Origin of the sequence: Streptomyces sp. TS71-3 (genome assembly GCF_018327685.1) — a bacterium.
Lineage (GTDB): Bacteria > Actinomycetota > Actinomycetes > Streptomycetales > Streptomycetaceae > Streptomyces.
Window position 1 is genome coordinate 1526420 of record NZ_BNEL01000003.1, and the last position, 18742, is coordinate 1545161.

At 68.6% G+C, this 18742-nt stretch carries 16 protein-coding genes and 2 pseudogenes; 10 read left to right on the forward strand and 8 right to left on the reverse strand.

The window, feature by feature from the left end; all coding sequences use genetic code 11:
* Positions 1-13: 13 nt before the first annotated feature.
* The 3 genes from Sm713_RS30800 to Sm713_RS30810 all read right to left on the reverse strand — a co-directional run bounded on the left by Sm713_RS30800 (position 14) and on the right by Sm713_RS30810 (position 3757).
* Positions 14-1408: an MFS transporter gene (locus Sm713_RS30800; RefSeq protein WP_212913251.1), complete on the reverse strand. Its 1395-nt coding sequence runs from the start codon at positions 1406-1408 to the stop codon at positions 14-16.
* A 272-nt stretch (positions 1409-1680) separates the two neighbouring features.
* Positions 1681-2307 carry a GntR family transcriptional regulator gene (locus tag Sm713_RS30805; RefSeq protein ID WP_212913252.1) on the reverse strand — a complete coding sequence of 209 codons (627 nt, stop codon included), beginning with the start codon at positions 2305-2307 and terminating at the stop codon, positions 1681-1683.
* A gap of 1021 nt (positions 2308-3328) precedes the next feature.
* Complete coding sequence (locus Sm713_RS30810) at positions 3329-3757, reverse strand: DUF2690 domain-containing protein (RefSeq protein WP_283249830.1); 429 nt, start codon at positions 3755-3757, stop codon at positions 3329-3331.
* Positions 3758-4041: 284 nt separating this feature from the next.
* Here Sm713_RS30810 and Sm713_RS30815 point away from each other — a divergent pair, with 284 nt between their 5' ends.
* Positions 4042-4422 (forward strand): hypothetical protein, encoded by a 381-nt coding sequence (locus Sm713_RS30815; protein WP_212913254.1) that lies wholly within the window; start codon positions 4042-4044, stop codon positions 4420-4422.
* Between the two features lie 149 nt (positions 4423-4571).
* Positions 4572-5783: a hypothetical protein gene (locus tag Sm713_RS30820; RefSeq protein ID WP_212913255.1), complete on the forward strand. Its 1212-nt coding sequence runs from the start codon at positions 4572-4574 to the stop codon at positions 5781-5783.
* Positions 5784-6762: 979 nt separating this feature from the next.
* Here the strand turns inward: Sm713_RS30820 and Sm713_RS30825 are convergent.
* Both Sm713_RS30825 and Sm713_RS40850 read right to left on the reverse strand, forming a co-directional pair.
* Positions 6763-7824 (reverse strand): IS30 family transposase, encoded by a 1062-nt coding sequence (locus Sm713_RS30825; protein WP_374195966.1) that lies wholly within the window; start codon positions 7822-7824, stop codon positions 6763-6765.
* Between the two features lie 214 nt (positions 7825-8038).
* Positions 8039-8469, reverse strand: a pseudogene (locus Sm713_RS40850) (transposase); the annotation flags it as partial.
* Positions 8470-8780: 311 nt separating this feature from the next.
* Here Sm713_RS40850 and Sm713_RS41800 point away from each other — a divergent pair.
* The 3 genes and pseudogenes from Sm713_RS41800 to Sm713_RS30840 form a co-directional block, all read left to right on the forward strand.
* Positions 8781-8885: pseudogene (locus tag Sm713_RS41800) on the forward strand (transposase); the annotation flags it as partial.
* A 294-nt stretch (positions 8886-9179) separates the two neighbouring features.
* On the forward strand, positions 9180-9491 hold the full coding sequence (locus tag Sm713_RS30835) for a transposase (protein ID WP_212913257.1): 312 nt from the start codon (positions 9180-9182) through the stop codon (positions 9489-9491).
* Positions 9488-9946, forward strand: a complete 459-nt coding sequence (locus Sm713_RS30840) for an IS3 family transposase (RefSeq protein WP_212913258.1) — start codon at positions 9488-9490, stop codon at positions 9944-9946. The genes Sm713_RS30835 and Sm713_RS30840 overlap by 4 nt, the downstream gene beginning before the upstream one ends.
* Here Sm713_RS30840 and Sm713_RS30845 read toward each other — a convergent pair.
* From Sm713_RS30845 to Sm713_RS30855, 3 genes are all read right to left on the reverse strand, one after another.
* Positions 9927-11213, reverse strand: coding sequence for an IS256 family transposase (locus Sm713_RS30845; protein ID WP_212912260.1), 1287 nt, complete (start codon positions 11211-11213; stop codon positions 9927-9929). The genes Sm713_RS30840 and Sm713_RS30845 overlap by 20 nt on opposite strands.
* Before the next feature lie 408 nt (positions 11214-11621).
* The gene (locus Sm713_RS30850; RefSeq protein WP_212913259.1) at positions 11622-12611 is read right to left on the reverse strand and encodes an alpha-ketoacid dehydrogenase subunit beta; all 990 of its coding nucleotides are present in this window, start codon (positions 12609-12611) and stop codon (positions 11622-11624) included.
* On the reverse strand, positions 12604-13551 hold the full coding sequence (locus tag Sm713_RS30855; protein ID WP_212913260.1) for a thiamine pyrophosphate-dependent dehydrogenase E1 component subunit alpha: 948 nt from the start codon (positions 13549-13551) through the stop codon (positions 12604-12606). The genes Sm713_RS30850 and Sm713_RS30855 overlap by 8 nt, the downstream gene beginning before the upstream one ends.
* Before the next feature lie 236 nt (positions 13552-13787).
* On the opposite strand from Sm713_RS30855, the gene Sm713_RS30860 reads away from it, so the two are divergent.
* The 5 genes from Sm713_RS30860 to Sm713_RS30880 all read left to right on the forward strand — a co-directional run bounded on the left by Sm713_RS30860 (position 13788) and on the right by Sm713_RS30880 (position 18702).
* Positions 13788-15125, forward strand: coding sequence for an adenylosuccinate lyase family protein (locus tag Sm713_RS30860; RefSeq protein ID WP_212913261.1), 1338 nt, complete (start codon positions 13788-13790; stop codon positions 15123-15125).
* A gap of 83 nt (positions 15126-15208) precedes the next feature.
* Positions 15209-15988 (forward strand): SDR family NAD(P)-dependent oxidoreductase, encoded by a 780-nt coding sequence (locus tag Sm713_RS30865; protein ID WP_212913262.1) that lies wholly within the window; start codon positions 15209-15211, stop codon positions 15986-15988.
* A 46-nt stretch (positions 15989-16034) separates the two neighbouring features.
* On the forward strand, positions 16035-16502 hold the full coding sequence (locus tag Sm713_RS30870) for a VOC family protein (protein WP_212913263.1): 468 nt from the start codon (positions 16035-16037) through the stop codon (positions 16500-16502).
* Between the two features lie 17 nt (positions 16503-16519).
* Positions 16520-17599 (forward strand): Gfo/Idh/MocA family protein, encoded by a 1080-nt coding sequence (locus Sm713_RS30875; protein ID WP_212913264.1) that lies wholly within the window; start codon positions 16520-16522, stop codon positions 17597-17599.
* Between the two features lie 8 nt (positions 17600-17607).
* Entirely contained in the window at positions 17608-18702 is a 1095-nt protein-coding gene (locus tag Sm713_RS30880; protein WP_212913265.1) for a LacI family DNA-binding transcriptional regulator, read from the forward strand.
* Positions 18703-18742: the final 40 nt, after the last annotated feature.

Here is an 18742-nt window from a genome sequence, read left to right on the forward strand (position 1 = left end):
TCCCGGCCGCGGGTCAGCCCTGGCGGTGCGGGACCAGCGGGGTCTTCACCCACCAGCCCTTGGCGTCCGCCTGGCGGTGGCCGGACTGCGTCAGCCGTACGTTGTTCGTCTCGGGCGCCCACACCAGCGAGGTGACGCCGCCGATCAGCGACACGACGCCCATGAAGACCATCGACCAGCTCAGACCGAGGTGGTCGAGCGAGATCGGCAGCAGGAACGTGCCCAGCGCGGCGCCGATCCGGCTGGCCGCGGACGACAGGCCCACGCCCGAGGTGCGGATGGACGTCGGGAAGACCTCGTCGGGGTAGATGCCGGGCAGGATGCTCATGACCCCGTACGAGAACAGGTAGCCGAAGAAGCACACCGTCGCGAGCCACACCGGCAGGAACGAGCCCAGCGCCACCAGGAACAGCGCGAGCGCGCAGCCGAACATCGGCCAGATCAGGATGGTCCGCCGGCCCACCCGGTCGACCAGGAACCACCCGGTCGTGGCGCCGACCAGCGCGATGACGGTGCCGAGCAGGGCGCCCGCGAGCGCGCTGCCGTCGAGCCCGATCGCCCTGAGGACGGTCGGCTGGAAGAACGTCAGCGCGAAGTACGGCAGGACGATGCAGATCCAGAAGACGCACGTGAACACCGTGCGCCGGATGTAGTCGGGCGAGAACAGCTCCCGGTAGCGGGTCTCCTCCGCCTGCTCGTCGCGCCAGTCCTCCGCGCCCATGGACATGCCCAGGTCCCGCTCGACGATGTCGGCGGCCTCCTTGTGCCGCCCCTTGGAGATCAGCCAGCGGGGCGATTCGGGCAGGCCGTGCCGGATCAGCAGGCAGACGACGGCGGGGACCACGCTGGCGGCGAGCGTGTAGTGCCAGGCGTTCGGCCAGTTCGTGTTGATCACGTATCCGACGAGGTACGCGACGACGTAGCCGACGTTCCAGAGGATCTCCAGGATGCCGAGGTAGTTGCCCCGTTTCCTGGTGGGTGCGAACTCCGCGAGCAGCGGTGACCCGATGGAGTAGTCGGCACCGACCGCGAGCCCCATGACCAGGCCGAGGGCGAACACCTGCCAGGCCGACGTCACGAAGAACATCAGCACGGCGGAGCCGAGGAACACGGACAGGTCGATGGTGAGCATGGGCCGGCGGCCGAGGCGGTCGGTGACGTATCCGAGGAACAGCCCGCCGAAGAACGTGCCGATCAGGGTCGACGACGAGATCAGCGAGTTCCACGTCGAGGTGACACCGATGTCGCGGGCCATCGCCGTGCCCGCCAGCGCCGAGGCCACCGAGGCGAAGACGAAACCGTCGATGAACATGCCTCCGCCGGTGGCGGCGGTCAGGCGCCGCAGGAAGCGGCGTGTGCCGGGGCTCGTGCGAGCCGTCTCACCTGGATCGTGCGCAGCTGTCGTCACAAGAATGCCCTTCCGTCAGAGGGCCCCTGTCCAGCATTCGAATATTCATTCCTGTGGCACTCGTTACAGCTGTGAAGCGTTCGGGGGTGCCGGCGGGGGCGACGGGGCGGGGCGGATTCTCCTGCCGGGTCCGCCACGGGACGTTTCGCAGGTCACGGGGTGCACTTGCGACCCGTCGCGGCCGGGATGCCCGACGCGGACGCCAGACGCGGACGCCCCACGCGGACGCCCGACGCGGTCGAGTGCCGCGATGTCCTCGCCCTGACCGTCGTCTAGCCCGCGAGCAGCACCTTGAGCGTCGAGTCCAGATGGCCGTCGATCGCCGCGCACGCGGCCTCGGCGTCGCCCGCGGCGAGGGCGTCCAGGATGGCCTCGTGCTCCTGGAGTACCGACTCCTGCCGCCCCCGCTGGTTGTACAGCGCCGCCACGCCGGCCCTGACCTGGCGGCTGCGCAGCCCCTCGTAGTGCCGGTCCAGCAGGGCGTTGCCCACCGTCGACACCAGCGTCGCGTGGAAGCGGTGGTCCACCGCGATGAACTCCCGCGCCTGGTCGGGGCCGGTCAGGCCGCGCTGGCGCTCCAGCAGCTCGCGCATCCGGGCCACCGGGACCCGGGCGGTGGCGATCAGCCGCTGGGCCGCGTAGCGCTCGACGATGCCGCGCAGCTCCATCAGCTCGCCGATCTCCCGCCCGCTCAGGGGCGAGACCCGGGCGCCCCGTTTGGGCACCAGCTCCACCAGGCCCTCGGCCGCGAGCAGCAGCAGCGCCTCACGGATCGGAGTCCGCGACACCCCGATACGGTCGGCGATCTCCTGCTCCGACAGGAACGCCCCCTGCATCCCCGGGTCGGTCAGCACGGTGTCCTTGAGATACCCGTAGGCCTTCTCCCGACCGGACGCCACCGCTACCCCCTGACAGTGCATACACCTTGTATACGGAAGTTACCACTGCCGGCCCCCGGGTGCGGGCGCAGAGCGCCGGAGGGAGCACAAGGCCACCGGAGGGGACCCGCAAGACCGCGGAAGGGAGCCCAAGAGTGCCGGAGGGGACACGAGAAGAGCCGGAGGGGACACGAGAGCGCCGCCGCACCCCGCCCGCCCCGGGTGTCCACGGGTCGGGAGGGGCGCGGCGGCACGGTTCCGGCGGCTCAGATGTCCCGGAAGGGACCAGTCGACCCTGTGACCTGCAATGCTTGGCGACCGTGGGACGCTGACCTGCGCAGACGAACTTTCGGCTGTTTCACGCTCGTGCCCGTTTATGAGGCCGGAAGTCCCAGAGAAGTCCCAGAGGACTCCCAGCGCTGACGGATACTTTCTCGGCTCTATCCAGGCTCGGCCGGGGAGGTGCGGGCCGGAGACTGTGTATGGGTGGTCCGCCCTGAAGGAACGGCAGCGCGCGCTCCTCGAACGGCTTGCCGCCGGCGAGGACCCTGGAGCCTGGGCTTCGGATGACTGGCGCTGGGCTTATGCGACCACTCCACCAGGAGGCGCTGGACTCGCTCCCTGCTCCATCTGGGCAGCGATCAGCTGCCACTCGCTCTGCTGTAGGCGGTTCTACTATGCCAGCAACGACGAATTTCCCTCTGCCATCCGTCCTCGAGCCTGGGCAAGTTGAAGATCATCCACGCGTTCCGGGATTCGCTCGCAGATCGGTTCCCCTCGGCTCTCACGACACGCGTCGGCACACGGGTCCTGCAGACCGTCGTGCAGAACTACTACTGTGACGCGGCAGGCCGCCTGCGCTGGCGGACCGCCGCCGACGGCGGGCGACCGCCCTCCTCGTCCTGTGCCGCTGCCTGGGCGGACGCTGTCACCCCCGCAGCGGGCAGCAGCCCTGCGGCCAGTACGGCGCAGGTCAGCATTCCCATCCGTGCCGTCCGGCGCGAGGCGCGCCTGCGGGCACCCGCCGTGTTTCTGCTCCGTGTCAGTGCCATTGGGTGCACACTCCGGTGGTGCCCTCTTGCTTCCAGGTCTCCGGCGCCGGGTCGAATCCCGCCCCCATTTCGGCCGCGCAGCCCTTGGCCATCGCGTTGCCACCCACCATCGGCGTCGGCTTGGCCACGTCGTCCGAGCTGACGTATCCGGCTGAGTACGAGGCTTCGCTGCCACCGAGCTGCGGCACGTAGAAGATGTTCGCGGCCCGGGGCCACAGCTCTGATTTCGGATCGACGGTGAGGTATGCCCAGGAGGCGTCACACGTGCCGGAGTAGTAGAAGCGGAGGGATAGATCCGTGTCGTCGATCTCCTCCAGGAGCCGGGCGTCGCCGTCGCACCCCATCGTCACGGGGCTCTGTCCGGTGCAGGCCGATCCCTTGCAGGTGCCGGCCGATGCCGGTGCCGAGCCGGCGACCACGCAGGCCGCGCCCAGGGCGAGGGCCAGGACCAGGGAGCTGAAAGTGCGGGAGTACCGGGATCGAGTCCCTAAGCCGGGCGGGCGTCTTCGCCTTAACGTGCGAATCCTTTGCGATAGAGAAGTGAGGACATCGCTGACGCGGGTACAGGAGCCGCTGCCACGTCATGCGATGCGTCCTCCCCCACCTACGCCACCGTCACTGACCGGTGAGCTGACAGCTCATCATCACCAGATGATCACTGAAACCACACAGGAACCAACCAAGACTTACTAAAATTCTCCTCATGGGTGACCCTGTCGACTGGCAAGGCGCAGATATGGATGCCGCGTTGTCGGCGGCGCTCGCCGCGTGGTGTGCGTGGGCGGTGCACGATCCGGGCAAGATCCTCTTGGACCTCACGCTCGCGACCGCCGTGGGCGGGGATCGTATGGCCGATGTCATGGCAATGAGGGCTGGACCTGCCGTTTTCGGGCCGGTGAACTTCGACCCGGCCGTCTCCCGCCCGGCCGACACCGCCGTAGCAGGCTCTTGGGCACTGACTGCGATTCGCACACACGGGTCGCAGTTCGCCGCTGCATGGCAGTTGGCCGAGCTCGACGCTCCCCACGCACCCTTGTGGGTGCTCTCCTGCAGGGCTAGGCTCCCCGGCCGCAAGTGCTCCTAGTGAGAGGTTGTTTCATGGCGATACCCAGACCCATGCTCCTTTCTGCGGGTGCCGCAGCTGCTCTACTCTCGGGGTTATTCGTTACCCCTGCTGACGCTGCGCAGAACCCGCTGGACGAGGTTTCAATAAGCGCCTCAGCGCTCGGTTCCGTGAGTTCGTACATCCAAGACCATCCGGCTGAATTCGGCGGATCCTACCTGGATGAGCAGACGCACACCCTGCACGTTCTCACTGTTGGTGGGGCAACTTCGTTGAAGGCGCAAAAAAGCCTTTCAGACCTCGCGATCAGGTCCACGGCGACTACCGCAAGATCGGAGAGTGCCGGGCCGGAATGGACCCTCTCGACCCAAGCTGCGCGGTACAGCATGGCCACGCTCCAGGAGACCCGCGACAGAGTTTCGGAGGCCTTTGCTCGGGAAGCCGGAAACAACCTCACCATCTGGTATGCGGATCCTCGCACCGATACCGTCCATATCGGCTTGAACAAGGTGAAGCCACGACTGGTGAAGCTGGCTTCTGAGGACTTCGGAGATCGCGTCACCGTCGCCCAAGAAGAGCAGCATAAAACGATGGACAAGCGCACTAAAGTCGACGGGCCGGTGAGCTATTCGCATCGGACACCCGAACTGCGAGACACTGGCGTGACAAAGTCGGGCACCGCGGCGAGTACGCCGACCCGGCTGCTCGACTCGGTCCCTTACGCTGGAGGTGACCGCATCGTATCCACGCAAACGATCGATGGTGTCCAGTACATCGTCGAGTGCACGGTGAACTTCGACTTCGTCACTAGCAGCGGTTCACCCGCTATGGGGACGGCCGGTCACTGCGGCCCTACTGGGTTGAGTTGGCGGCAGGGGTACTACGACGAATCCGCCCAGACCATCCACTATACCGGAACTATGGGCTCCGCCTACACCAGGATATGGGGCAACGGGAAGTCAGACGCGGAGCTCCTCAACGACACCGGGAATCCCGATGGATTCTGGCCGCAGGTCTATACGACCAGCACGGCTCTCGAGAATGTTGGCTCCGTCAGCCCTGTCTCGGTGGGGCAGAAAATCTGTGCAGACGGCTCCTTTACCCTTCAGAGCTGCTACGGCATGGTGACGGCTACAAACGTCTGCGAAAACGTCAACGACGACGGCACCATCGTCAAGGTGTGCAATCTCGACGTGGCGGAAGGGGTTGGTGGGACACTAGTCCAATCGGGCGACAGTGGCGGCCCGGTCTACACTTCCGGGACCCCGCATCACCCCTTGGGGATCATCAGTGCCGGCACGGCGGACGGTCTCACCCTGGATTTCGCCGACATGGGGTCTGTAGACATCAGTCTCAACGCCTATCCGGAGAGTTCTAGCTGACCCTTGATGGGAGCGATGGCATTCCCTGCGCGCAACGACAGCCTGCTCCCTCTTGGAGCGGGCTGTCGTCCTGGTTGGCCCTGGAACCTGCTGCGGCCTCTCCGCGTCTCATTGAAGTCCCCCGCCCCGAAGGTCCGCGCGATCGTCGCATACGGACCATGAAAACGTAAACCATGGAGGCACTACGTGGCTAGGATGACGGACCGGTGGTTCGTTCGTGCGATCGTCCCGTGTGTGGTTTCGGTCGCGGCAATCACGTTGACCGCCTGCGGAAATCTGGGTGGAAGACAGTCGTCAACCAGTCCCGCAGGACGTCACCCTGTGCCGGATCACACCATGTCCATTCCTCGTCCCCAACAGGCGCTCCCCGTCGTCACGACAGCGGAAGAGAGAACGGATATCAGCCTGTCATGGAAGAGCCCACAAACGGTCACGACCGAACGAGCCGCCACCATCACCGTCAACATGCCCGCCTGCGTGACGCTCCGAGGTGTGCGCTTCACCCGAGGGAAAGACACCGTTACGGTGACTGTCCTTGGGCGTCCGGCCTCGCACGGCACTAGTGCATGCACGGCGCAATCACGGATTGCTGTCGCACGACTTGACTGGCCAAACGGACTACCTCCACGGGCCCGCGTCCTTCATGCTCCTACGGAGAATTCTTGAATAGAAACGCACCCCACTTGACTCGCATCTTTCGTGACAGAGCGTCGGATACGCTACGGGTCGTTTCCGGCTGCCGGGCTTGGCGGTGGGCACGTCAGTGGCCGGGCTGTCGCGTCGGGTGGGTGCCGGGTTCCGAGGCTCCGGTCGGGTGGTGCTGTTCGTAGGGACTGGGTAGTTGCTGGTCAGCGGGGGCTCAGCAGGGCCGCGAGCCGGAGGATACGGCGCCGTCTGGTTGTCACGAGCTGAGCGGCGGCGGAGAACACCCGCAGCCGTGGGCGGATTCCAGGGGTCGTTGCAACACGTGGTTGGTTGTTCAGGTCGTGAGCAGTTTATGCAGGCGTTCGGCTGGGGTTTGCCAGTCGAGTGTTTTGCGTGGGCGGCTGTTGAGTTCGGCGGCGACGGTGTCCAGGTGCTCGCGGCTGTGGGCGGCCAGGTTGGTGCCTTTGGGGAAGTACTGCCGCAGCAGGCCGTTGGTGTTTTCGTTGGAGCCGCGCTGCCAGGGGCTGGCGGGGTCGCAGAAGTAGACGGGGATGTCGGTGGCCAGGGTGAAGGCGTGGTGGGCGGCCATCTCGGAGCCTTGGTCCCAGGTCAGGGACTTGATCAGGTGTCGGGGCAGGGTCTGGACGGTGGTCTGCAGGGCGGTGTTGACGTGCTCGGCGCTGCGGCCGGTCGGCAGGTGGACGAGCATGACGTAGCGGGTGGCCCGTTCGACCAGGGTGCCGATGGCGGAGGCACCGTCCTTGCCGATGATCAGGTCGCCTTCCCAGTGGCCGGGTACGGCGCGGTCGTCCGCTTCGGCGGGCCGCTCGCTGATCATGACCATGGGGTGGGTGAAGCGCGGTTGCCGGGCGGCGGCCTGGCGGTGCGGCTTGCGCCGGGCCCGTCCCGTGCGCAGAGCTCGGGCCAGCTCACGGCGCAGTTCCCCGCGGCCCTGGACGTAGAGGGCCTGGTAGATCGTTTCGTGGACCACGTGCATCTCCGGCCGGTCGGAAAACCGTCTGCGAAGAGCGTGACAGATCTGCTCAGGACTCCACCGCATGGCTAGGTGGGCCTGGATGAAGTCCCGTAGCTCGGGGTTCTGGCCGATCTTGCCGGGCTTGGGCCGGGGCCGGCGAGCGATGGCCCGGCGCTGAGCGGCGTGGGGACGGTAGGCCCACCGGGTGAGGTCACCGCGCACAGGTGTGCCGTTGCGGCGTATCTCCCGGCTGATCGTGGACGGGCTGCGGCCCAGCTCGGCGGCGATCGCGCGGACCGTGGCCTTCTCCCGCAGCCGGTCGGCTATGTGGATGCGCTCGTCTTCCCGCAGGTACCTGCTAGACGAAGGCTCGGGCTCCTGCTCTGCCAGAGCAGGAGCCCGCCGCCGCTTCGGATCCATCCGGCCGTTACGCCATTCACGACCGGTCCGATCATGGACACCGACACGCCGGCTCGCCTCTCGGTTGGTCAGCCCCATCTGCACGAGCCGGAAGTATTCCTCCCGCTCGGCCCAAAGCTTCACCGGCCCCTGAGCCGTACGAACCCTACGGATCTCGAAGCCCATCGCACCCCTTGAACTGGGGTGTTGCAACGACCACTAGAACCGAAGGTGGGCGGCGGGGTTCCCACAGCCGGGCAGGGCAGGTGAGGACGAGCATCGGCATCCAGGCCCCAGCATGTCGAGGGCGGTCTGGATGATCGCCGGCTAACTCTGGTTCTGTGCGGCGTCGTGCAGGGGCAAGTTGCGTAGTCCGGTGACGCGGGCTGTGCGGATGTGGTCCTCGGCGCAGGCCCGCTGGCGGTGCCGCGGCTCCAGCGCCGCGATCGGAACGTTCTTGTGTTGGTGGGGAACGCCGTGAGCCGCATGCCGTCGGCGTCGGTGAAGCGCAACTGATCGCCGGGGCGTGCGGACGTTCCGGCGGATGCGCAGCCGCATGCCCTTGGGTCGGTCGTCCAGCACATCTCCGCCGAGTTCGGCGACCCCGGCACCGTCACGGATCTCACCGCCGGGTTCGACGGCCGGCGTCCACGCCGAGGTGGGAACCGGGAGTGTCCAATCAACGGCGGATCTGATGATCAAGGAGATGCGTCTGATGACGGGGACCGCCGTGGAGAACGAGCAGCCTGAGCCGGTGGTTCAGGCACCGTCGAGTGCGGTGTCGGACGAACAGCTCATGGCGATGCTGGTTGACCGGGCCCGGAACAGGGGAGGGACTGCAGCTGACCGGCGAGGGCGAGCTGTTGCAGCAGTTGACCAAGCGGCTGCTGGAGTCCGCTCTGGAGGGTGAGATTGCCGACCACGTCGGCTACGAGAAGCACGATCCGGCCGGGAAGAACAACGGCAACAGCCGCTCGTTCGGCGTCGAGATACGCACGGTCATCTGCAGCACGAACGCGATCGAAAGCGTCAACGCCCGGATCCGCAAGGCCGTGCGCGCCCGCAGACGCTTCCGCAACGAGGCCGTCACGAAAGTTCGAGGCTAGCTTCTGCCCCACACGCATGCCCAACGCCCGCCGGTAGCGTTCCCGCAGCGGCACGCTCGCCACCAACCGGTCGAAGCACACATCACCTGTCACGACCGCCACCGAAACTGCTTCAGGGCACGATTCGCGTAGCATCACGAGTTCATCGTCATGCGTGAGCGACAGCGCGGCGGGCAAGAGTCGTCCACGATGCATCAATGAGCTGTACTGAGATTTGTGGAGTCCGTGATGCCAGGGTTACGGTCCTGGCGAAGGAGAACCACCAGCACCATGGCAGCACCGCGTAAATACCCCGACGAGCTCCGCGAGCGCGCGATCCGTGAGGTCCGCGCCACCGGCCGCCCCATCGCCCACGTCGCGAAGGACCTGGGCATCCACAAGGAGGCCCTGCGCGGCTGGGTCCGCCAGGCCGAGGCCGACAGTGGCGAGCGGGATGACCGGCTCACGACCGCCGAGCGCGAGGAACTCAAGCAACTCCGCAGGGAGAACGCCGAGTTGAAGCGGGCGAATGAGATCCTGAAAGCCGCCAGTGTGTTTTTTGCCCAGGAGATCGACCGTCCCCGGACGAGGCCGAGCAGGTGATCGACCACCTGCGCGACAAGGGCTTCGGGGTCGATCCCGTCTGCCGGGTTCTGGAGCTGTCGCCGTCCACGTACTTCGCCCGCAAGAAGCGGCCGAAGTCGGCTCGCCGGCTCCGCGACGAGCAGCTCATGCCGCTGATCGAGCAGGTCCATGGCGAGTCGGGTGGCACCTATGGAGCCCGCCGGATCGCCCGGGCCCTGCGCCGCAAAGGCGTCGCCGTGGCCCGCTGCACCGTCGAGCGGCTGATGGCCGAACTGGGCCTGGAAGGCGTCATCCGCGGGCAACGGCGGCGGACCACCGTGTCGGAGCCGTCGGCGCCACGCCCGCCGGACCTGGTCGACCGAGACTTCACTGCCTCACGGCCGGACCAGCTGTGGGTGGCAGACATGACCTATGGGGTCTGTGTAGCAAACGGTGGAACTCGGTCGGTTTTCTTCAGCGGCGTCCGGCGGTGAGCCGGCCGTCGAAGGTGATGTCGAAGGCTTGGAGTGCGGCCTTCCAGCGCATGGTCCAGCGTTTGCGTCCGGTGCCGGTCGGGTCCAGGCTCATGACGGCCAGGTAGACGCATTTGAGGGCGGCCTGGTCGGTGGGGAAGTGCCCCCGGGCCCGGACGGCCCTGCGGATCCGCGCGTTGATACTCTCGATCGCGTTGGTGGTGCAGACGATCTTGCGGATCTCCACGTCGAACTGGAGGAAGGGCACGAACTCCGCCCAGGCCGCCTCCCAGAGGCGAACGATCGCCGGATACTTTTTGCTCCAGGCGTCGGTGAACTCCACAAACCGCTCCAGGGCGGCGTCCTCGGTTGCCGCGGTGTAGACGGGCCTGAGCGCCCTCGCGATCTTCTCCCAGTCCTGCCGGGCCGCGTAACGAAAGCTGTTCCGCAGCAGGTGAACGACACAGGTCTGGACGATCGTCGCAGGCCAGACGGTGTTCACGGCGTCCGGCAGGCCGGTCAGGCCGTCACAGACCAGCATCAGGACATCAGCCGCGCCGCGATTCTTGATCTCGGTCAGGACCTGGAGCCAGTACTTTGCGCCCTCCCCGCCGTCGCCGATCCACAGACCCAGAATGTCCCGATGCCCCTCGGCAGTGACCGCCACCGCCATGTAGACAGGCCGGTTGGCGACCTGCCCGTCCCTGACCTTCACGTTCACACAATCGATGAAGACGACCGGGTAGACGCTGTCCAGCGGGCGGTTCTGCCATTCCGCCATGCCAGCCATCACACTGTCGGTGATCGCGGAGATCGTGGACTTGGAGATCTCCGTGCCGTACACCTCGGCGAGATGCGCGGAGATCTCCCCATGCGTCAGCCCTTTCGCCGACAGCGACAGGACCATCTCGTCCACCCCGCCCAGACGCCGCTGACGCTTCTTGACCAGCTGCGGCTCGAACGACCCCGCCCGGTCCCGCGGCACCGAGATCTCGACCGGCCCCGACTCGGTGACCACGGTCTTGGACCGGTGCCCGTTGCGGTAGTTGTCCCGACCGCCCTCGGCCCGCTCACCGGGCTGGTGCCCCAGATGATCAGTGAGCTCGCCCTCCAGGGCAGACTCCAGCACCCGCTTGGTCAGCAGCTGCAGCAGGCCACCCTCCCCGGTGAGCTTCACGCCACCGGCCTGAGCCCGGGCCACCAACTCGGCGACCAGCCCGTCATCCACGGCGCCCGTCCCACTCACAGGGGCCTTCCCGGCCTCGCTGCCACTCGTCACGTCAGTCATCAACTGTCGCTTCCAGCTCGGGAGTTACACCACTCACCGTACAGACCCGTGGCGCAGTTGTCCTTGCCTCCACCGACCATGGGCACCGGTTCCTGCGCTGAGCCCTGGGCCTCGGAGCACCGCGCCGAGAGGCATCCTCCCCAAGGGAAGGAGGGCGCCGCCTCAGGGCACGTTGCGGCAGCCGATGGACGTAGCAGGCGATTTGCCCGTCGAGGCACTGTCCCGCCAAGGCTGGCAGAGCCACTGCGCGTTCTCCAGAACCCCGTACACCATCCGGTTGTAGGACGCCGTGGAGACCAGGACAGCGGCGGATTTCGTGACCAGTGCAGTCCGAGGAGGATCATGCTCCCCGGCGCCGGACTGAGACGCGCGCCCCGGTGGAACGGGCGACCGACCGCTCCACCGGCCTCACTCACCGGCGAGTCGGCCCACCTCCATGGTGATGCGGTCCACGTCCGGGATCAGAGCCGCCGCCAGTTCGGGGGAAGCCGGGATACGGGAGTCGGGGACTCCTATGCGGACCGGGCGGCCACGCAGGACGCCTGCCTCTGCGACCCGGGCGACCACCTCGGCGCCGAAACCCGCGGTCACGTTGGCCTCGTGGACCACCGCGAGTCGGCCGTCGGTGCGGGAGACGGAGTCGATGACCGCGTCCCCGTCGAAGGGATTGAGCCAGGGGAGCTCGATCACCGTCACCCGCACTCCGCGCTCGGCCAGGCGGTCCGCCGCCGTCAGGACGCGGTGGGTGATGGCACCCCAGGTGACGACGGTGGCCGCAGAGCCGGAGCGGCGTCGCAGGCTGCCGCCCACCGGAGCCGGGGGCCGGCCCGTGACGATCTCCTGCTTCTCGCCGAAGTACAAGGTGCGGTTGTCGAAGACGACCACGGGGTCGTCGCAGTACACGGCCGAGACCATGGTGTCGTACGCGTCCTGCGGAGTGGACGGCATGGCGACCCGCAGCCCGGGGACATGCAGGAACAGCGCCTCCAGGTTCTGGGAGTGCTGTGCGCACGCGCCGGGGGAGTTGCCCTGCTGGGTTCGGACCACCAGTGGCGCGGTCAGCCGGCCCCCCGACACGTACCGCACGTTCGCCGCCTGGTTGATCATCTGGTCGAGGGCGACCAGGAAGAAATCCGCCCACATGATCTCGACGATCGGCCGGCGACCCATCATCGCCGCACCCACCGCGGAACCGAGTATTGCCGACTCGCTGATGGGTGTATCGAAGACCCGTTCGCCGAACTCCTTCCACAGCCCCTTGGTCACGCCGTGCACACCGCCCGGTTTGGCGACGTCCTCGCCATAGAGCAGCGTCTGGGGAACCTCGGCCAGAACGCGCCGTAGGGCGGCGTTGACCGCGCCCGAGTAGTTGACCTTGATGATCTCGTCGTCAGGCATAGATGTGCTCCCTCACGCTGCCCCGGCTCGCCGGTGGATCGGCCAGCGCGTCCTGCACGGCCCGCTCGACCTCCGCGAAGGCGCTGCTCCGCGCCTCCTCGATCTCGCCCTCGTCCACGCCGGCCTCGGCCAGCCGGCGGACCGCCACGGCGATCGGCTCGCGCTCCCGGTCGGCGGCAAGCTCCTCACGGGTGCGGTAGAGCTGGGGATCACCCACGTAGTGGCCCACCAGCCGCTGCGTGCTCAGCTCCACGAAGGCGGGGCCGCCGCCCTCCCGCGCGGCCTCCACCAGATCGGACACGGTCTCCCGGACGACGGCCGGGTTGTTGCCGTCGATCCGCACGGCCGGCATGCCCAGTGCCGCCGGCCGGTCGGTCAGGGTCTCGTTGTGCACGGTCTCCCGGATCGGCGTCAGCTCCGACCAGCGATTGTTCTCGCAGAGGAACAGCACAGGCAGCCGCGCGGCCGCGGCGAAGTTCATCGCCTCGTGCACGGAGCCCTGGTTCATCGCGCCGTCACCGAAGACCGTCATCGCCACCCGGTGCGTACCGTCGTACCGCCCCGCCAGGGCCGCGCCCACCGCGATGGGTGCGCCCGCTCCCACGATCGAGTTCTCACCGTGGAAGCCGTGCTCCGGCGCGCTCAGATACGCCGAGCCGCCACGGCCGCCGTTCACCCCGGTGGCCCGGCCCAGCAGCTCGGCCATCAGGGGCCGCAGCGGCGCCCCGCGGGCGATGGCCCAGCCGTGGCCACGGTAGGTCGCGAAGAGCGCGTCCGAACCCTCGAGTGCGTCACACGCACCGACCGGTCCCGCTTCCTGTCCGATGCACAGGTGCACCGACCCCCGGATCTCACCGGAATCGCACAGGGCCTGCGCCTTCTCCTCGAACGCGCGGATGCGCCACATCGCCCGCAGATCCGCCAAGAGGTCTTCCCGCATGGTGCCTCCGCCGCCGTCCCTTACTCGTGAGAGTCAATCGATTGCTTAGAATGTAGGCGAACGCTGAATGCCTGACAAGGAGATACCTTTGAACTGCCATGAATCGGCTGGGGTGACTCATTCGGCGCTTGCCCGCGGGGCTCTTCGGGCCTAGGTTTAGACAAACGATTGATCTGATGCGGCCGCCACCGTGACGGTACGCCGTTCCGGTCGCAGGGAGCCAGGAGAGGGGGACGATGAGTCCGCAGCGTTTTGAGATGCTCGTCGGCCTGTACGGGGACGAACGCATGGCCGCCATCCTGTCCGAGCAGGAGCTCATCGCGTCGTGGATGCGGGTCGAGGGGGCGCTCGCCACGGCCCAGGCGGAGGCCGGGGTGATCGCGGTGGAGACCGGGGCCGCCATCGCCGAAGCCGCCACGGGCGCGGTCATCGACCCGGTGCGGCTGTGGCGGGAGACTCGCAACGTCGGATATCCGATCCTGCCACTGGTACGGCAGCTCGACGAGGCACTGCCCGAGGAGCACCGCGGGCGGGTGCACTACGGCGCCACCACCCAGGACATCATGGACTCCGGTCTGGCTCTTCAGTTCGACGCGGCCGGCGCCAGGCTGGGCGAGCTGCTCGCCGGCCTCGGCGAAGCGGTCGCGGAACTGGCCACCGCCCACGCCGGACTGGTGATCGCCGGCCGCACCCACGCCCTCCAGGCCGTGCCGACCACCTTCGGTGCCAAGATGGCCGGCTACCTGGGCGAGCTCACCCGCGACCGGGCCAGGCTGGCCGGCGCCCGGCGGTCCATCGCCACGGTCTCCCTGTTCGGCGCCGGCGGTACCTCCGCCGCGTACGGGGCGGACGCGGTCGCGGTGCGCCGGCGGGTCGCCGAACTGCTCGATCTGAGGACCACCGACATCTCCTGGCACGTCGCTCGCGACCGGGTGGCGGAGTTCGGCGCGGTCTGCGCCCTGCTCGCCGCGACCTGCGCCCGCTTCGCCCGTGAGGTCGTCGACCTGTCCAGGACCGAGATCGCCGAGGTGTCGGAAGCGGCCGGGCACCTGCGTGGCGCCTCCTCGACCATGCCGCAGAAGGCCAACCCCGTCGAGTCCGAGGCTGTCATCGGCATGTCCATCACCGCGGGCGCGCTCACCTCCGCCCTGTATCGCGTGATGGAGGCGGGCCACGAACGGGCGGCCGGTGAATGGCAGGCGGAGTGGCAGGTACTGCCCCAGCTGGTCGCCCTCGCCGCCGGGGCGCTGGCCACCACCCGGGGGATCGCTGAGGGACTCCAGGTGTTCCCCGAAGCGATGCGGCGGAATCTCGATGCGGACTCCGGCCTGGTGATGTCGGAGGCGTACATGATCAGGCTGGCGCCACGCCTGGGCCGGGAGCGTGCCCACGACGTGGTGTACGCCGCGGCCCGCCGGTGCCGGGAGTCCGGGGAGAGACTGGGCACCGTGCTGGAAGCCATGCTCTCCGGCCAGGCGGCCGAGGAGACGGCCGAGCTGCGGCCCGAGGAGTATGTCGGCAATCCGCATACGACGATCGACGCGGCGCTCTCGCAGTGGCACGCCCCGGTGTGAGCGGTCCCGGGGAAGCGCGAGGCGAAGGCGACTGTCCGGGGTCGCCCGACGGGTCGGCGGCAGCAGGTCGAAGGAGATGGCACATGGGACGCTTCGAAGGCCGCACGGCCGTGGTCACGGGGGCGGGCGGCGGCATCGGTCGGGCCTGCGCGCTGCTGCTCGCCGAGCAGGGTGCGCGCGTGGCGCTGATGGACATCTCCGCGGAGAGCGTGGAACTGACCGCCGAGGCCCTCCGCAGGGCGGGCGGAAACGCAGCGGGATACCTGGTGGACGTGACCGACACGGCCGCGGTCGACGCCGCGCTGGCACGCGCGGAGGAGGATCTCGGGCCGGTGACGCTCGCCGCCGGCGCGCACGGCATCGTCCGCAACCACCCGTTCCTCGAACTGCCCGCCGAGGACTGGGACGCCACGATGGCGGTGAACCTCAAGGGCATGTTCGTGCTGCTTCAGAGGACGGCCCTGCGGGCGGTCGCCCACGGCGGCGGCACCATGGTCGCGGTCTCCTCGGTGGCGGGCCGGGGACCGCGGGCCACCTGTGCGGACTACGCGGCCAGCAAGGCGGGGGTGATCAGCCTGGTCAGGTCGGCGGCCCTGTCGCTGGCCGGGCACGGTATCCGCGTCAACGCCGTGTGCCCCGGGGTGGTGGACACGGAGATGACCCGGGCCATCCACCGGCAGAAAGCGGAGATCGAAGGGATAACGGCCGAGGAGTCCTTCGCCCGGCAGGCGGCGAAGATCCCGCTCGGCCGGATCGAGACCCCGCAAGAGATCGCGGGTGTCGTCTCCTTCCTGCTCTCCGACGATTCGTCGTACGTCACCGGACAGGCGCTGAACGTCTGCGGCGGCTTGGAGATGGACTAGCCGCACCACCGGCACCGGCCGCGTTCCGGTGCGAGAGAGGACGCACATGCTGCATGGCGTATGGCACTTCAGCTTCACCGTGGCGGACATCGAACGCTCGGTGGACTTCTACACCCGGCTGCTGGGCTTCGAGCACGTTCACAGCCAGGAGCAGCGCGGCGGTTACACCGGCAGGCTGGTCGGCTACCCGGACGCGCATCTGCGGATCGCCCAGCTGGCGGTCCCCGGCAGGACACCCGGGCGCTCCACACACGACCTGGAGCTGGTGGAGTACGTACACCCGGCCGGCACCCGGCAGGACCCGGAGATCCGTCACCCGGGGGCGGCGCACCTCGCGCTGACCGTCGGCGACATCCACCGGCTGCACGAGCGGCTGGCCGCGGCGGGCGTGCGGTTCTTCTCCCCGCCCAACGCGATCACGTCCGGCGTCAACGAGGGCGGCTGGACCTGCTACTTCGAGGACCCCGACCGGATCGTGCTGGAGCTCGTGCAGCCGCCGGCGCCTCGTCCCTAGTCCCGGAAGGACCCCGCATGCTGGACGTATTCGCTCCCATCGCAGCCGCCTGCGACATCCGCGTGGAGCCCGGCCACCGGCTGCCGATCGCCGTCGTCGGCGCGGGCGCCATCGTCGACGTCGCCCACCTGCCGGCGTACCGGCAAGCGGGCCTGACCGTCCGGGGACTGTTCGACCTCGACCCGGAACGGGCGCACGAGGTGGCCCGGCGGCACGGTGTGCCCACCGTGTACGGCTCACTGGACGAGCTGCTGGCCGACCCCGGGGTGCGCGTGCTGGACATCGCGGTCGCTCCGGGTGCCCAGCCGGAGATCGCCCTGCGCGCCCTGGAAGCCGGAAAGCACCTGCTGTGCCAGAAACCGTTCGTGCCCGACGAGCCGACCGGCGAGAAGCTGATCGAGACCGCCGAACGGCTCGGCCTGAAGATCGCGGTGAATCAGCAGCTGCGCTACGACGAGGGCATCGCGGCCGCACGCGCCATGGTCGGCGCCGGGTGGATAGGCGAGCCGACCGCCATGACGTTCACCGTGGACATCGCCACCGACTGGGCGCCCTGGCCGTGGCTGGTCCGCAGCGAGCGGCTGGAGATCATGTACCACTCGATCCACTACCTCGACGCCGTACGCTCCGTGCTCGGCGACCCCGAGACCGTCTTCTGCGCGGGCGGCCGCACTCCGGGCCAGCTCGCTGCCGGTGAGACCCGCACCATGAGCACCCTGGTCTTCCCCGGCAACGCCCGCGCCCTCGTGCACGCCACCCACGAGAACCGCACGGCCGACCCCCGGGCGACCTTCCGGGTCGACGGCTCCGAGGGCAGCATCCGCGGCACGCTGGGCCTGCTCTACGACTACCCTCGCGGCCGGCCGGACACCGCCGAGGTCAACAGCTCCTCGCTGCCCACCGATGGCTGGCTGCCGTACCCCGTCACCCGGCGCTGGATCCCCGATGCCTTCGCCGGTCCCATGGCCTCCCTGCTGAGCGCGGTCGCGGACGGCGGCGAACCCTTTCCTTCCGCCCGGGACAACCTCGGCACGATCCGGCTGGTCGACCGGCTGTACGCCTCGATGGACTCCGGCCACAGCATGTCCATGGAATGATGACGGTGATGACACCGAAACGTGCACAGGGCGGCGAGCGAGCCGCCCCTGGCAGGACCACCCCCGGCACTTCCGCGCCCACTCCGGGCAAGGTCACGCTGAGCGATGTGGCCCTGCTCGCCGGGGTGGACCGGTCCGTGGTCTCCCGGGTCATCAACGACGACCCGCGTCTCAACATCCGGCCGGACACCCGAAAGCGCGTCCTGGAGACGATCGAGAAGCTCGGCTACCGGCGCAACGCGGCGGCGCGCAGCCTGCGCACGGCCCGCTCGTACATGCTCGGCCTGTTCATCCCCGACTTCGCCAATCCTGTCTACGCGGAGATCATCAAGGGCGCGGAGACGGAGGCCGGCAAGCTCGGGTACGGACTGATGACGGCCAGCTCGGAGGGGGTCCGGCAGGGCGTCGAGCACTATGTGGACCTGTTCGGCCAAGGGCGCGTCGACGGGCTGCTGTTCGCCGGCGACGAGACCGGCCGCGAGTTGGAGCAGCTGCGGATCCTCCGCGTTCCATGGGTCATGGTCAACCGCCGGATCACCGGCACCGACCGCTATGTCGTCCTCGACGACGAGCAGGGCAGCGGCCTCGCCGTCGACCACCTGCTCTCCCTGGGCCACCGCCGGATCGCCCACATCGCGGGCCCGGAGACCGCCGACACCGCCCGCCGCCGGCGGATGGGCTACAGCGCCGCCCTGGGGCGCGCCGGCCTCGCCGTCGACCCCCGCCTCATCGTCCACGCGGACTACACGCCGGCGGGCGGACGCGCCGCCATGGACACGCTCCTCACCGCTCAGGCCGCGGCGGACCGCCCGACGGCCGTCTTCGTCGCCAACGTCGCTTCCGCGGTCGGCGCCCTGCACGCCCTGCACGCCGCGGGGCTCGCCGTCCCGGCCGACATCTCCGTGATCGCCATGCACGACATGCCGCTCGCCGGGCACCTCGTCCCCGCCCTCACGACGGTCCGCATGCCGCTGGGCGAACTCGGTGCCCGTGCCGTGCAGCTGATGGCGGCGCGCGGGCCCGCGGACCCGATCACCGAAGTGGTGACGGACCCGGTGGAAGTGGTGGTGCGCGACTCCACCTCGGCACCGCCCGGTAGCTGACCGGGAATCACGGACCACCTCTGCGGGCCGACATCGCGGT